This window comes from Gibbsiella greigii (genome assembly GCF_039540155.1).
Lineage (GTDB): Bacteria > Pseudomonadota > Gammaproteobacteria > Enterobacterales > Enterobacteriaceae > Gibbsiella > Gibbsiella quercinecans.
On the sequence record NZ_BAABEM010000007.1, the window covers coordinates 296,040 to 308,666 of the forward strand.

General features: G+C 50.6%; 12 protein-coding genes. 6 read left to right on the forward strand and 6 right to left on the reverse strand.

The genetic code is table 11. The annotated features are described in order from the left end of the window. Window positions 1–16: 16 nt before the first annotated feature. The 4 genes from AC559G_RS07910 to AC559G_RS07925 all read right to left on the reverse strand — a co-directional run bounded on the left by AC559G_RS07910 (window position 17) and on the right by AC559G_RS07925 (window position 3,914). The gene (locus AC559G_RS07910) at window positions 17–1,126 is read right to left on the reverse strand and encodes an ABC transporter ATP-binding protein (RefSeq protein ID WP_498912119.1); all 1,110 of its coding nucleotides are present in this window, start codon (window positions 1,124–1,126) and stop codon (window positions 17–19) included. After that, window positions 1,126–1,911 (reverse strand): ABC transporter permease, encoded by a 786-nt coding sequence (locus tag AC559G_RS07915; RefSeq protein ID WP_279024867.1) that lies wholly within the window; start codon window positions 1,909–1,911, stop codon window positions 1,126–1,128. Before AC559G_RS07915 ends, AC559G_RS07910 begins: the two co-directional genes overlap by 1 nt. Beyond that, window positions 1,908–2,774, reverse strand: coding sequence for an ABC transporter permease (locus AC559G_RS07920; RefSeq protein WP_095845927.1), 867 nt, complete (start codon window positions 2,772–2,774; stop codon window positions 1,908–1,910). Before AC559G_RS07920 ends, AC559G_RS07915 begins: the two co-directional genes overlap by 4 nt. A gap of 69 nt (window positions 2,775–2,843) precedes the next feature. Beyond that, the gene (locus AC559G_RS07925; RefSeq protein ID WP_498912120.1) at window positions 2,844–3,914 is read right to left on the reverse strand and encodes a type 2 periplasmic-binding domain-containing protein; all 1,071 of its coding nucleotides are present in this window, start codon (window positions 3,912–3,914) and stop codon (window positions 2,844–2,846) included. A 184-nt stretch (window positions 3,915–4,098) separates the two neighbouring features. On the opposite strand from AC559G_RS07925, the gene AC559G_RS07930 reads away from it, so the two are divergent. Together AC559G_RS07930 and AC559G_RS07935 are read left to right on the forward strand one after the other, a co-directional pair. Then, window positions 4,099–5,370, forward strand: coding sequence for an NAD(P)/FAD-dependent oxidoreductase (locus tag AC559G_RS07930; RefSeq protein ID WP_498912121.1), 1,272 nt, complete (start codon window positions 4,099–4,101; stop codon window positions 5,368–5,370). 63 nt (window positions 5,371–5,433) lie between these two features. After that, the gene (locus AC559G_RS07935) at window positions 5,434–6,066 is read left to right on the forward strand and encodes a helix-turn-helix domain-containing protein (protein ID WP_498912122.1); all 633 of its coding nucleotides are present in this window, start codon (window positions 5,434–5,436) and stop codon (window positions 6,064–6,066) included. A 147-nt stretch (window positions 6,067–6,213) separates the two neighbouring features. On the opposite strand, the gene AC559G_RS07940 is transcribed toward AC559G_RS07935, so the two are convergent. Further along, entirely contained in the window at window positions 6,214–7,137 is a 924-nt protein-coding gene (locus tag AC559G_RS07940; RefSeq protein WP_498912123.1) for a LysR family transcriptional regulator, read from the reverse strand. An 80-nt stretch (window positions 7,138–7,217) separates the two neighbouring features. On the opposite strand from AC559G_RS07940, the gene aptA reads away from it, so the two are divergent. Further along, window positions 7,218–8,549, forward strand: a complete 1,332-nt coding sequence (gene aptA / locus AC559G_RS07945) for an aspartate aminotransferase family protein (RefSeq protein ID WP_498912124.1) — start codon at window positions 7,218–7,220, stop codon at window positions 8,547–8,549. A 114-nt stretch (window positions 8,550–8,663) separates the two neighbouring features. On the opposite strand, the gene AC559G_RS07950 is transcribed toward aptA, so the two are convergent. Beyond that, entirely contained in the window at window positions 8,664–10,073 is a 1,410-nt protein-coding gene (locus AC559G_RS07950) for an MFS transporter (RefSeq protein ID WP_498912125.1), read from the reverse strand. 234 nt (window positions 10,074–10,307) lie between these two features. Between AC559G_RS07950 and pncC the strand changes: the two genes are divergently transcribed. The 3 genes from pncC (at window position 10,308) to recX (ending at window position 12,529) form a co-directional block, all read left to right on the forward strand. Continuing rightward, window positions 10,308–10,796 (forward strand): nicotinamide-nucleotide amidase, encoded by a 489-nt coding sequence (pncC, locus tag AC559G_RS07955; RefSeq protein WP_498912126.1) that lies wholly within the window; start codon window positions 10,308–10,310, stop codon window positions 10,794–10,796. Window positions 10,797–10,908: 112 nt separating this feature from the next. Further along, the gene (gene recA / locus AC559G_RS07960) at window positions 10,909–11,973 is read left to right on the forward strand and encodes a recombinase RecA (RefSeq protein WP_438598556.1); all 1,065 of its coding nucleotides are present in this window, start codon (window positions 10,909–10,911) and stop codon (window positions 11,971–11,973) included. A 58-nt stretch (window positions 11,974–12,031) separates the two neighbouring features. Further along, window positions 12,032–12,529 (forward strand): recombination regulator RecX, encoded by a 498-nt coding sequence (gene recX / locus AC559G_RS07965; protein WP_498912190.1) that lies wholly within the window; start codon window positions 12,032–12,034, stop codon window positions 12,527–12,529. Window positions 12,530–12,627: the final 98 nt, after the last annotated feature.

A 12,627-nucleotide genomic window follows, 5' to 3' on the forward strand; every position in this document is an offset into this window, starting at 1 on the left:
TGCGCTAAATTTTTAGTTATCCGCTCGCTTTATCATCAGCGAGCAGCGTCCCATGAGACGAACCCCAAATCACCTCAACCTGCTCATCTAATGAAAACGCGCCACTGTCATTGGGCATACGGGCCGTAACAATCGTGCCGTTAGCCAGCGAAACCTGATACTTAACTACATTGCCAAGATAAATCTTCTCGCAGATTTGGCCCGACAGGCGGTTTTTATTTTCATCAGCCCCCATTGCCTGTGGGCGTTGCACCATGATTTCTTCTGGGCGTAAGAGAATACACTGTGCCTTTGCGCCTGAAGGCAAACAATCAATAGTGACATATTCATCTTCGGCTATTTGTATCTCGGTTTTATCCCCGACGATACGATGTGGGCCACGTAACACGGAGCTTTCACCGATGAACTCACCGACGAATAACGTTTTTGGATATTTATACAGTTCTTCCCCAGTTCCTATCTGCTCAATGCGCCCTTTGTTGAATACGGCTATTCTGTCAGACAGAACCAGCGCTTCTTCCTGGTCGTGTGTAACAAAAATAAAGGTGCTGCCCAATTCGCGGTGAATACGTCTGATTTCGAGCTGTAATGATTCCCGCAGCTTTTTGTCTAATGCGCCGAGCGGTTCATCCATCAGTAACAGCGCGGGTGAAAATACCATCGCCCTGGCAAGCGCCACGCGTTGTTGTTGCCCTCCGGATAACTCTTCGGGGTAGCGATTGGAAAATGCATGCAGCTCGACCTTCTCTAATACCTCGGCGACCAACCGTTCGCGTTCGCGTTTCGCTATTTTCCGCCGTTGTAATGGGTATGCAACATTCGCAGCGACCGTCATATGTGGAAACAGCGCATAGTTCTGAAAGACCACGCCCATGTTTCTTTTGTGCGCCGGCTCTTTATCTATTTCGTATCCATTATAAAGTATCGATCCACTATCGTTATCGATAAACCCTGCGATAATGTTTAGCGTCGTTGTTTTGCCAGATCCTGAAGGCCCAAGGAAAGAGATAAATTCACCGGCCTTTATCTTGAGTGACACATTATCTAACGCAGTAAATCCACTATAAAATTTGCTAATGTTACAAATTTCGACCTCTGCGCCTTTCGTGGCAGATTTATTCAACATTATTTTTTCCTCTTTAACGAAGAGAGAAGGCCAATACCGATGAGAAGCGTCGTCACCGCAAAGGTTATCGAGCCTATCGCTGCGATAGTAGGATCGGTATCCCGTGTTATTGATGAATAAATTTTTACGGGTAGCGTCGTGACCTGTGGGCTGGATATAAATAATGAGATGACTATTTCGTTAAATGAGGTCACAAAAGAGAATAATATTCCTGACAGTATCCCGGGTAACGTGAGCGGAATGGTGACGGTTAATAGTGTGGTTATCTTGGATGCCCCAAGACTGGCTGCCGCCGTTTCCAGTCGGTTATCGAATACGGCCAAATTCGCACTCACTGAGATAACAACAAATGGTAATGCTAAAAGCGTATGGGCCAGAATAAATCCCGTATAAGTGCCGATCAGGTGATATTTGAGATAGATTGCATATATGCCAATGGCTAGCACGACGCCAGGCATGACTATCGGTGTGAGCAAGATAACCTTTAACATACCGCCAAATTTATTTTTAAGGTGTTCAATCCCCAGGGCCGCAAACGAACCAAGAAGCGTGGCCAGAATGGAGACGATCACCGCAACCTGTAGGGACGTAATCAGGCTATCCTTCCAGCTCTGGCTCTCGAAAATATTTTGGTACCACCGCCACGAAAATCCCCTGGGTGGAAATACCAGCGATTGTTGCTCGCTAAATGAGATCGGGATGATGACTAACGTCGGCGCAATCAACCACAATGAAATTAAAATGCAAACCAACCCCAGTGAAATGCGTAAAAAAAGCTTCATCATTTATCCTCGTTTACACTCTTTCGTTTGCGACGCATAAACGGCGTCACAGCGAGCAGACATCCGAAAGTGAGAATAAGTAATACCACGCTCATGGCGCCGCCATGCCCCCAATTGAGCAAGGAGGATATTTGTTGTTGAACAAGCGTTGAGAGTAGCGTGCTCGTCGGGCCACCAAGGAGTAACGGTGTAATATAGAAACCTGTCGCCAGTATGAAAACGATGGTTGCTCCCGAAAACACGCCTGGCAACGATAAGGGCAAATAGATTTTAAAAAAGCTGACCAGTGGCGAAGCGCCTAAACTGCATGAAGCCTTGATCAAATCTAAGTTTATGCCGCGCATAACGGAATACAACGGCATGATCATAAATGGCAGCAGTATTTGAACCATGCCAATCATCACCCCGGTTTGTGTTCTGATTAACCTTACCTTTTCAAAACCAAAATACTCAAGGATGCTATTAAAGACGCCTGAATTTTGTAAGATGATAATCCAGGCGAAAGTCCGTACGATATCCGATGCCCATAAAGGAACCAGGGTACAGAGAATGAGCAGAATACGGTATTTGGGTTTGAGCACCGACATAGCGTAAGCATAAGGATAAGCAATCACGGTGCATAGCAAAGTGACGATTAGAGCCACCTTAAAGGTACGTATTAAAACGGTGACGTTTATATTGGTATTAAAAAACCATAAGTAATTTTGAAAGCCCGTGGTGGGTAGCGTGAAACTCTGATAGATTATTGTGAAAATAGGTATAAGTAAAACCAATGATAAAAGTGCTAACGCTGGGGTCGTCATCAGAAACGCTCTAAATTTCCTCCGTTCTTCAGGCGTAGCACGGGAGCTAAAGACATTGCCCATAGTTATTACCTATAGAAGTTAGTGGCTACCATAACACGAAAATAAGCTCACGTTTTGGCGTGATGACGATCAATTACCCGCGATGAATTCGGCCCATTTATCCGTTAATTCCTGGTTGTGATCCACCCAATAAGGAATATTCGGCTGGTATGCATCTTTTTGCTTTTCAGGGGTATTGGTTAACCATTGGCTGATTAAACTATCCACTTTGGGTTGAGACTTAATATTGATGGGGGAATAGGATGTGGCCTCTGTCATGATTTCTTGTTGCCTTTTTCCCAGGTAATCATTAATCAGAGCATATGCGGCATCCAGGTTTTTTGTGCCGACGGGGATAGTCAGCTGATCTTTCACCACGACCCAATCTTTCCAAACGGGTGCGTAATCAGCGCCATTACGTACTGCTGCCATTCCGCGCCCGGACCAGACCATGATCATATCGGCCTCTCCCGATTCAATAAGCTGCTGGGATTGTGCTCCCGTCTGCCAAAGAATCAAGTCGCCGGAATCACGAATTGCCCGATACTTATTCAAAGCGCGATTTATATCGGCAGGGAACAGTTTATCTTTTGCCACGCCATCGTTTAATAATGCGAGTTCAATAACATAGCCTTCTGCATCACCATATCCCGGGATTGCACGTGTGCCGGGGAAAGCTTTTACATCAAAGAAGTCGTGCCAGCTGGTTGGCGGGTGGTCTTTATATTTCGCTTTGTTATACATCAGCACCACGCCGTAGTTCATCGCCGGAACACTGCATGGCCCAACCTGGTCTTTTGGTATATTCGAGGTATCAATACGGCTGAGATCTAACTTTTGAAACACCGTGCCGCAGTAAACGTACGGCATGCTGTCCCCAGTATCGACCACATCCCACTGCACGTTGCCTGACTCAACCTGCGCTTTCACCTTTGCGAGTTCGGTAGGGCCATCCGAATAGAATTTGACCCCAGATTTTTTCACAAAACTATCCAGCGCTTTCACTTGCCCGTCTTGGTAGACGCCGCCATAGGAAGCAAACGTCACGGTCTTACCCTTGAGGGAATCACTGGGGGTTTCACCCGCAACCGGCGTTTGGGCCAGGGCCGGCGCTACGTGAAACAATGTGGCGATAAAGGACGTTTTTATAATATTTTTCATGCTATTACATTTCCTCTGACGGTTGTTAAAGCGAAGCTATACAATGTCGATGACTTTAAATAAATGCACTAAAATATATTGATATGTAAAAAAATCTGTGTAAATTTTTAGCGCAGATAATTTTATCCGTCAAGCCTTGTTGTTACATTGTTGTGTCTTTGCGTAAAAAGGTGAGGAACATGTAATGAAAAATCTTTATAAGAAAACCGCCCGGCTGCAAATATCCGCTCCGGTGCTGGCCAATGAAAGGCGAGCCGATGTCGTCATTATCGGCGGGGGATACAGCGGGTTATCGGCTGCGTTACATCTGGCGCAGGGGGGCATGGCGCCCGTGGTGCTGGAGGCGGCTGAAATCGGCCATGGCGGTTCCGGGCGTAACGGCGGCCAGGTCAATCCAGGGTTAAAGCTGCTTCCCAATGAGCTGGTGGCGCATTTTGGTCAACAACAAGGTGAGAAACTTAACCAGCTGTCTTCTGATGCACCTAAGCTGGTATTTGATTTGATCAAGCGTTATCAGATTGACTGTTCCCCAAGCAATACCGGGACAATACGTGCGGCAATAGACCAAAAAGGGCTGAAGCAGGTTAATGCTCTGGTGGAACAGGCGAGCCAGCGCGGATGGCCGGTGCGTTTTGCTGACCAAAACGAAATGGCTCAACTGACAGGCACCCACATTTATATTGGCGGCGCAGTTGACGCTCGCGGCGGGCATCTTAATCCGTTGGCGTATGTGCGAGGGCTGGCCTTGGCGGCACAACAGGCCGGCGCGGCGTTACATGAAAATAGCCGTGCTATATCCATCCGGCGTGAAAATGATCGGTGGCATGTGGCGACGGCCCAGGGGAAAGTGATTGCGCCGGAAGTCATTATTTGTACCGATGGCTATTCGGATAATTTATGGCCCGGTATGCGTAAATCCTTAGTCCCGGTTTATACGTATATTGCGGCAACGGATCCATTGCCTGAAACCATCAAAAGCAAAATCATGCCGTGTAAATCTGCGCTTTATGAAGCGGCATGGGATGTTATTTATTATCGGGTTGATGATGAAGGCCGGCTGTTAATGGGGGGCCGTGGCCCACAACGCGACGACAAAGGCGCGAAGGATTATCAGCATCTGATCGATTATGCGATCAAGCTTTGGCCAGAGTTGAAGGGGATAAATTTCCCATGGGCATGGCAGGGCCAGGTTGCCATTACCAAAGACCACTTGCCCCATTTAGTTGAGCCGGAGCCGGGTGTCCGATTGGTGTTTGGTTATAATGGCCGAGGTGTTGCGATGTCTACGATGGTAGGCAAAATTGTCGCGGATCTGATTCTTTCTCCTGGCACCTCTGATAACCCCTTTACTATTGACAAAAACTTATCACAATATGCATTCCATGATTTTTGGCGCGTTGGCGCAACCGGAAGCATGATGTGGAATATCATGCTGGATGGGATTAAAGGCAGATAACCTTATTTATGCGTAGGTCTGCCGGCACGTTTTAAACATGATTGTTATGAGCGGGTATTGGTAATGTTTATAGATGAACGACTTAATTTAAAAACTATGCGCACATCTGCGAATGTTGTTCACGATGGAAAAACGTCTGATTTAGGAACCCGCCTGCGTTTACGGCGCAAAGTCAAACGCATGACGCTTGCGAGCGTGGCAGAAAGTACAGGGATTTCTACCGCCTTGTTAAGCCAAATCGAGCGCGGCAACGCGACAATCTCTATTGATAAGCTGGTGCTGCTCTGTAAAGCGTTAGAGATGCCGCTGAGCTGGTTACTCGATCCGGTTTACAACGACGCTTCTGCCGATGAAGAAAGTCGTTACATCCTGAGAAAAGAAGCGCAGCGGCATATTAGTTTTAGCGATAATGGCATTGAAAAAGACATGCTCACGCCGGATAGCATGACGCAGCTGCAAATGATGCGGATTGTATTATCGCCAGACGGCACGACAGGCGAACACCCCTATAATGAGTCTGAAGGAACGAAATGTGGGCTGGTGCTGCGCGGCATATTAGGCATTGAAATAGATGGCAATACGTTTACCGTGAATGCAGGTGACTCATTTTTCTTTAGTGCGAAATCGCTTATAAGGTTTTGGGCCGAGGGCGTTGAAACCGAATTGTTTTGGGTGACTAACCCTGCGTTCTATTAATTATCGTGGTATATTCGCCATCTTCAAATGGCATATGCAGGCTTGGTGACTCGGTGCCCACTTCCGGTGAGGCGGCTGCGGCAGATTTTCCCTTCGTCCCGTTAATGGCTGGAGCCGGTTTTCAGCGTTTTTCTCTTGCCGCTCGCATCATTGATCGTTTAGCGAAGCCAGAAAAAGCTCCAATATTGAGTTCGGCCTGCGCCCTTTGCGGGTAACCACGGAAATTTCTGATTTTGCACACATTACCTCTGGCATAATGGCGCGCATCATCCCTTTTTCCTCCCAGTAGGCGGCGTAATGATCGGGTAATAAACCAACATATCTGCCGGTCAGTATCAAAAAAGCAATGCCTTCTCGATCAGAAGCCGTTGCGCTACCGTTAAAGTGTTGAAGCATTTCTATAATATCCGCCGTCATGCGGTAAGTGGGGATGACGGCGTCATACATCCGGAGTTCGTTGTTATCAGGTGCATGGTGGTAGTGGAATAGCGGGTGCTTCGCACTGCAATAGAGGAAGGAGACTTCATCATACAGCTTGCTGTAATCAAGGCCGGAAACCGGGGCCGATTTAGGTAGCGCGCCTACGTGCAGCCTTCCATCCATAAGGCCGCGTTCGATTTCTGACGCTGTGCTCATGCTGAGGTTTATACGAATTCCCGGGCCATGCTTGCTGAGTATTTCAAGCGCATTGGTGATTCGCATGATGGGCTGCGTCACCAGGTTATTAATGATCCCAATATTGAATTCGCCACGTAGGTTTTTGTGCATCTCATTGACTTGCTGGCGAAAGCTTTCAATAGATACCATCATGGTTTCGCTAAGTTTGAGGATCTCTCTTCCTTCATCGGTTAGCGAAAACCCGGCTCTCCCGCGCTGGCACAGGCGCATTCCCAGTCGCTTTTCAAGATCGCTCATGTGCAGGCTGATTGCAGAGCGAGTAATGCCCAGCAGACTTTCGGCGGAGGAGAAACTCCCGCATTCGGCGACGGTTTTAAAGATACGTAGCAATTTGATATCGAAATCGCTTATTTGGCCCAGCGCTTTGTTTCGCATATAGGTGAGTAAATCCAAACCTAATCATTCGATAATATGGATTTATCTCAACTGACTTTTGATTGCAAACTCTTCTAACATCTGTTGGGAGAATGATCATGGCTAAAGATCTAGACACGGCTTCACTTAATCTTAAAGCGCATTGGATGCCGTTCAGCGCTAACCGCAATTTCCATCGTGATCCGCGCTTCATCGTTGCCGCGCAGGGACATTGGCTCACCGATGATAAAGGCCGCCGGATCTATGATAGCCTTTCCGGTTTGTGGACCTGTGGCGCCGGGCACACCCGCAGCGAGATTCAAACCGCCGTGGCAAACCAGCTCGGCACGCTTGATTATTCGCCGGGGTTTCAATATGGCCATGCGCTGTCATTTAAACTGGCAGAAAAAATTGCGCAGTTGATGCCGGGCGATCTTAACCACGTTTTCTTTACCGGCTCTGGTTCCGAATCTACAGATACCGCTGTCAAAATGGCCCGCGCTTACTGGCGTGTTAAAGGCCAACCGGCCAAAACCAAGCTGATTGGCCGCGCCCGTGGTTATCACGGCGTGAACATTGCCGGTACCAGCCTGGGCGGCATTGGCGGTAATCGTAAAGTGTTTGGTCAGTTGATGGATGTGGATCACTTGCCGCATACCTTGCAGGCCGGCCAAGCGTTCACTCAGGGTATGGCTGAAACCGGCGGCGTTGAACTCGCCAATGAGATGCTTAAACTTATTGAGTTGCATGATGCTTCCAATATTGCCGCCCTTATCGTTGAGCCGCTGTCTGGTTCTGCGGGTGCCATCATTCCGCCGAAGGGATATCTGCAACGCTTGCGTGAAATCTGTGACGAACACGATATCTTGCTCATTTTTGATGAAGTGATTACCGGCTTTGGCCGCATGGGGCGTTGGAGTGGGGCCGAGTTCTTTGGTGTCACCCCGGATATTCTCAACTTCGCCAAGCAAATTACCAACGGCGCGATCCCGCTTGGCGGCGTTGTTGCAAGCAGCAAGATTTATGAAACGTTTATGTCCCAGCCGTTACCAGAGCACGCAGTTGAGTTTCCACATGGCTACACCTACTCTGCGCACCCGGTAGCCTGTGCCGCGGGCCTGGCGACGCTGGAACTGATGGAAAAGGAGAACCTTATCGCCCAGTCTGCGGCGCTGGCGCCACATTTCGCCACCGCGCTGCATGCGTTGCGCGATTGCCCACACGTGATTGATATTCGCAACTGTGGCCTTGTCGGGGCTATTCAGCTTGCGGCGCGGGAGGGCGATGCAACGGTAAGGCCATTTGATGCAGGCATCGCACTGTGGAAAGCTGGATTTTATGTTCGCTTTGGCGGCGACACCCTGCAATTCGGCCCGATGTTTAATAGCCAGGCTGCCGAACTGGATCGTTTGTTTGATGCCGTCGGCGAAACGCTGCACCACATCCGTTAAAGAATGCCCGCTAACCTCGTGCTCTATCGGCCAAATGTGCAATAGGCTCGTTGCTGATGTATTCACCGCTTCTTGTAAGGCCGCCGCCCCTGGCGGCCTTAATGAACAACGCGCCTACAGCATGGTGTAGGCCTTTTTCAGCCCGGTATCTTCCTCTGGATCCGCCCCTTGCGGGGGCACGTTCTCATCTTCTGCCGTTGCTTCGTCGGCCTGGCTCTGCGGGCTGGCGTTTCCCTCTGCTGGCGGCTCGGGCGCGGTTTCCGGCGGTGGCATGGTGTCCTGAATCATCTGTTCGTCAAACGCCGGGTTCAGAGCAGGCGACAGCGGGGAACTGACCAGGCTATCCGGCATAGGAACATGGGGCAATGGCGCATCCTGAGCAAACTGCTCCTCGTATTTTTTCACGGAACGGTTGAAGGCCACAATCATTACGCCGCAAAGCGCAAAGAAGGCGTAAAGAATGTTGCCGCCCAGCGGTTGAATCAGCAGGCCAACGATTAACGGGCCGATGCTGGCGCCAACGCCAAATGCCATCAGCAGACAAGCGGCCAGCGAGACGCGGCGCTCGGGTTCGATCATATCGTTGGCCAGTGCGACGGCCAGCGGATAGAGGGTGAATTGCAGCATACTGACGACAAACCCCAACGCCAACAGTACCGGGAAATGAATCTGGGGCAGTACGGCAAGGGGTAGGGCGGCAAGCACCAGCAGGATGGCGTTCACGCGCATCAATAGCTGGCGGTTATAGCGATCGGAAAGCCAACTGAGCGGGAATTGCACCACCAGCCCGGCGAAAACCGCAATCGCCATGAACAACCCGGTTTGTTGCGTGCTCAACGCCTGCTGGCTGGTGTATACCGGCGCCAAGCCATAGAATGCGCCAATCAGCATGCCAATGACCAGTGTGGTGGCCAGCACCTTCGGGATCGCCTGGGTAAAGTAGCGCAGCTCCATCGGTGCCGGCGACATATGGCGCGCATTGGTGCGGGTCGTCAGTGCGATTGGCACCAGACACAGGGCAAAGCACAGTGCAATCACCAATAGCGTGCTCATGCCAAGGCCGCTTTGGACCATCAAAACCACCTGGCCTAACGTCATTCCCAGATACGTCGCCGCCATATAGACGCCGAAGACCATGCCGCGCTGGCTGGATTCGGCCTGATCGTTAAGCCAGCTTTCCAGCACCATGAACTGGCACATCATGCACAAGCCGATAATTAAGCGCAGTATGACCCAAACGGGAATATATTCAGTCAGCCCATGGCCGATCACCGCTGCCGTAATGATGCCGGCACAGGCGACATAGGCCCGAATATGGCCGACACGGGCAATCAGGAAATGGCCCACTTTGCCGCCGATCACTAACCCGATATAGTTGGCGGCAATGATCGCCCCGATCAGGCCGCCGCTGACATGAATCGCGTTCAAACGCAGTGAGATATAGGTGGTTAGCAGACCAGACCCCAGCAGCAGCAAGAGGGTAGTGGTGTATAGCGGAAGGAAAATGCCCAGCGTTTTTTTCACTCTATCATCCTAATTGTTTTCCTGGCCGGTGTTTGGGCGGCCCCTACCATCATGTGCCTCTATAAGAGAATCGGCCCGGAAAAACGGGATACGTTTGATACTAGCAGCTTGTTCCCTGGCATCAAACCGCATTACTCTGCGCAACGGTACGCATCTCCTGCGTAGTGCAATCGCGGGTAGGGCTTGATAAATGCTACTATCGGGCACATATATTCGTTTCTCTAAGGAGGGATCATGAGTGGAAACACGCTGCATGAACTGAGCGTCGCCGTTGGGGCCAGGCTAAAGGCACATGGCCAGTGGATCACCTGTGCGGAGTCCTGTACCGGCGGCGGCATCGCCAAGGCGATCACCGATATCGCCGGCAGCTCGGCCTATTTTGACCGCGGGTTTGTGACCTACAGCAACGCGGCGAAACATGATTTACTGGGCGTGGCGTCAGCAACGCTGGCAGCGCACGGTGCCGTGAGTGAAGAGGTGGTGCGCGAGATGGCACAGGGCGCGCTGCATGCGGCCAATGCCGACCTGGCGCTTGCCGTCAGCGGTATCGCCGGGCCTGATGGCGGCAGCGTGGAGAAACCGGTTGGCACCGTCTGGTTCGGCTTTGCCGGGCGTTCGGGCAAGGTGCTGGCCCGCAAGGTGCGTTTTGATGGCGATCGTAATGCGGTGCGCGAACAGGCTATCGCCTATTCTTTGCAAACGGCGCTTGATGAATTTTTATAAAATTAGGCTTGATACTGTATGCTCATACAGTATAATCAGCGGCATTACCTGCACAACAATTATTCTGTAGCAGTGTGGGCGACCACCGGCATTGCGCAACGAAGGAGCAAAAATGGCTATTGATGAGAACAAGCAAAAAGCGTTAGCAGCAGCCCTGGGCCAGATTGAAAAACAATTTGGCAAAGGCTCCATCATGCGCTTGGGTGAAGACCGTTCCATGGATGTGGAAACGATCTCCACCGGTTCACTGTCACTTGATATCGCGTTGGGTGCCGGTGGCTTGCCGATGGGGCGTATTGTAGAAATCTACGGGCCTGAATCTTCAGGCAAAACCACGCTAACGCTGCAGGTTATCGCCGCCGCGCAGCGTGAAGGGAAAACCTGTGCGTTTATCGACGCCGAGCACGCGCTGGATCCTATTTACGCCAAAAAACTGGGTGTGGATATCGATAACCTGCTGTGTTCTCAGCCAGATACCGGCGAGCAGGCGTTGGAAATCTGTGATGCGTTAACCCGCTCCGGCGCCGTTGACGTCATCATCGTCGACTCGGTCGCGGCGCTGACGCCGAAAGCGGAAATTGAAGGCGAAATCGGCGATTCGCACATGGGGTTGGCGGCGCGCATGATGAGCCAGGCCATGCGTAAGCTGGCTGGTAACCTGAAAAACGCCAATACCCTGCTGATCTTTATTAACCAGATCCGTATGAAAATCGGCGTGATGTTCGGTAACCCGGAAACGACGACCGGGGGTAACGCGCTGAAGTTCTACGCTTCTGTTCGCCTGGATATCCGCCGTATCGGCGCGATCAAGGAAGGCGATGAGGTTGTCGGCAGTGAAACCCGCGTCAAAGTGGTTAAAAACAAAATCGCTGCGCCATTTAAGCAGGCTGAATTCCAGATCCTGTATGGCGAAGGGATCAACAGCCGCGGCGAACTGATCGATTTGGGCGTTAAGCACAAGATGATCGAGAAAGCCGGCGCCTGGTATAGCTACAATGGGGAGAAGATCGGGCAGGGCAAGGCAAATGCCTGCAACTTCCTGAAAGAAAACCCGGCTATTGCCGCCGAGCTGGACAAAAAGCTGCGCGATCTGTTGCTGCATAACAGCAATGAACCGGCCTCCGCTACCAACGAAGGGTTTGATGATAGCGAAGCTGAAACCAGTGAAGAGTTTTAATCTTTGCTGATGTACATGCATGCCGCCAGGCATGCATGTGAAAATACAGGCTAAAATGATGAATGAACTGCTAAGCCGCGCCATGCGCTTACTGTCTCAACGCGATCATAGTGAAGCTGAACTGCGCCGCAAACTTGCGGCGCAGCCGTTTGTACCGCAAGCGCGATCGGGTTCAAAATACGGGCCGCAGAGCCCTGATGAACCCGTCTCTCCTGAAATCATCGATCAGGTCATCTCCTATTGTTATCAGCACAATTGGCTGGACGATCAGCGCTTTGCCCAAAGCTATATAGGCAGCCGTAGCCGTAAGGGGTATGGCGCGCAACGTATCAGTGCTGAACTATTGCGCAAAGGCGTCGATAAAGAGATCGTGCGTACCGCGCTGGCAGAGTGTACGATCGACTGGTGTGTCTTGGCGCAACAGATCGCCCAGCGCAAATTTGGTGAACAGTTGCCAACCGAGTGGAAAGATAAAGCCAAAGTACAGCGCTATTTGCTTTATCGTGGCTTCTTCCGTGAAGAAATCCAGTCTATTTATTGCGATTTTGCGCAATGAACGCACACGGGGTTTTACTTCCCTCTGAAGAAAATTTATCTTATCCCCACTTTTTGTTCGTGAGCCAGATGCCATCATAGGATGTCGAGTTTCTTGCT

Bases quoted from the DNA above. Each gene is read 5' to 3' on its own strand.
- AC559G_RS07910 (WP_498912119.1), bottom strand. From the start codon at position 1,126: ATGTTGAATAAATCTGCCACGAAAGGCGCAGAGGTCGAAATTTGTAAC.
- AC559G_RS07915 (WP_279024867.1), bottom strand. From the start codon at position 1,911: ATGATGAAGCTTTTTTTACGCATTTCACTGGGGTTGGTTTGCATTTTA.
- AC559G_RS07920 (WP_095845927.1), bottom strand. From the start codon at position 2,774: ATGGGCAATGTCTTTAGCTCCCGTGCTACGCCTGAAGAACGGAGGAAA.
- AC559G_RS07925 (WP_498912120.1), bottom strand. From the start codon at position 3,914: ATGAAAAATATTATAAAAACGTCCTTTATCGCCACATTGTTTCACGTA.
- AC559G_RS07930 (WP_498912121.1), top strand. From the start codon at position 4,099: ATGAAAAATCTTTATAAGAAAACCGCCCGGCTGCAAATATCCGCTCCG.
- AC559G_RS07935 (WP_498912122.1), top strand. From the start codon at position 5,434: ATGTTTATAGATGAACGACTTAATTTAAAAACTATGCGCACATCTGCG.
- aptA (WP_498912124.1), top strand. From the start codon at position 7,218: ATGGCTAAAGATCTAGACACGGCTTCACTTAATCTTAAAGCGCATTGG.
- pncC (WP_498912126.1), top strand. From the start codon at position 10,308: ATGAGTGGAAACACGCTGCATGAACTGAGCGTCGCCGTTGGGGCCAGG.
- recA (WP_438598556.1), top strand. From the start codon at position 10,909: ATGGCTATTGATGAGAACAAGCAAAAAGCGTTAGCAGCAGCCCTGGGC.
- recX (WP_498912190.1), top strand. From the start codon at position 12,032: ATGAATGAACTGCTAAGCCGCGCCATGCGCTTACTGTCTCAACGCGAT.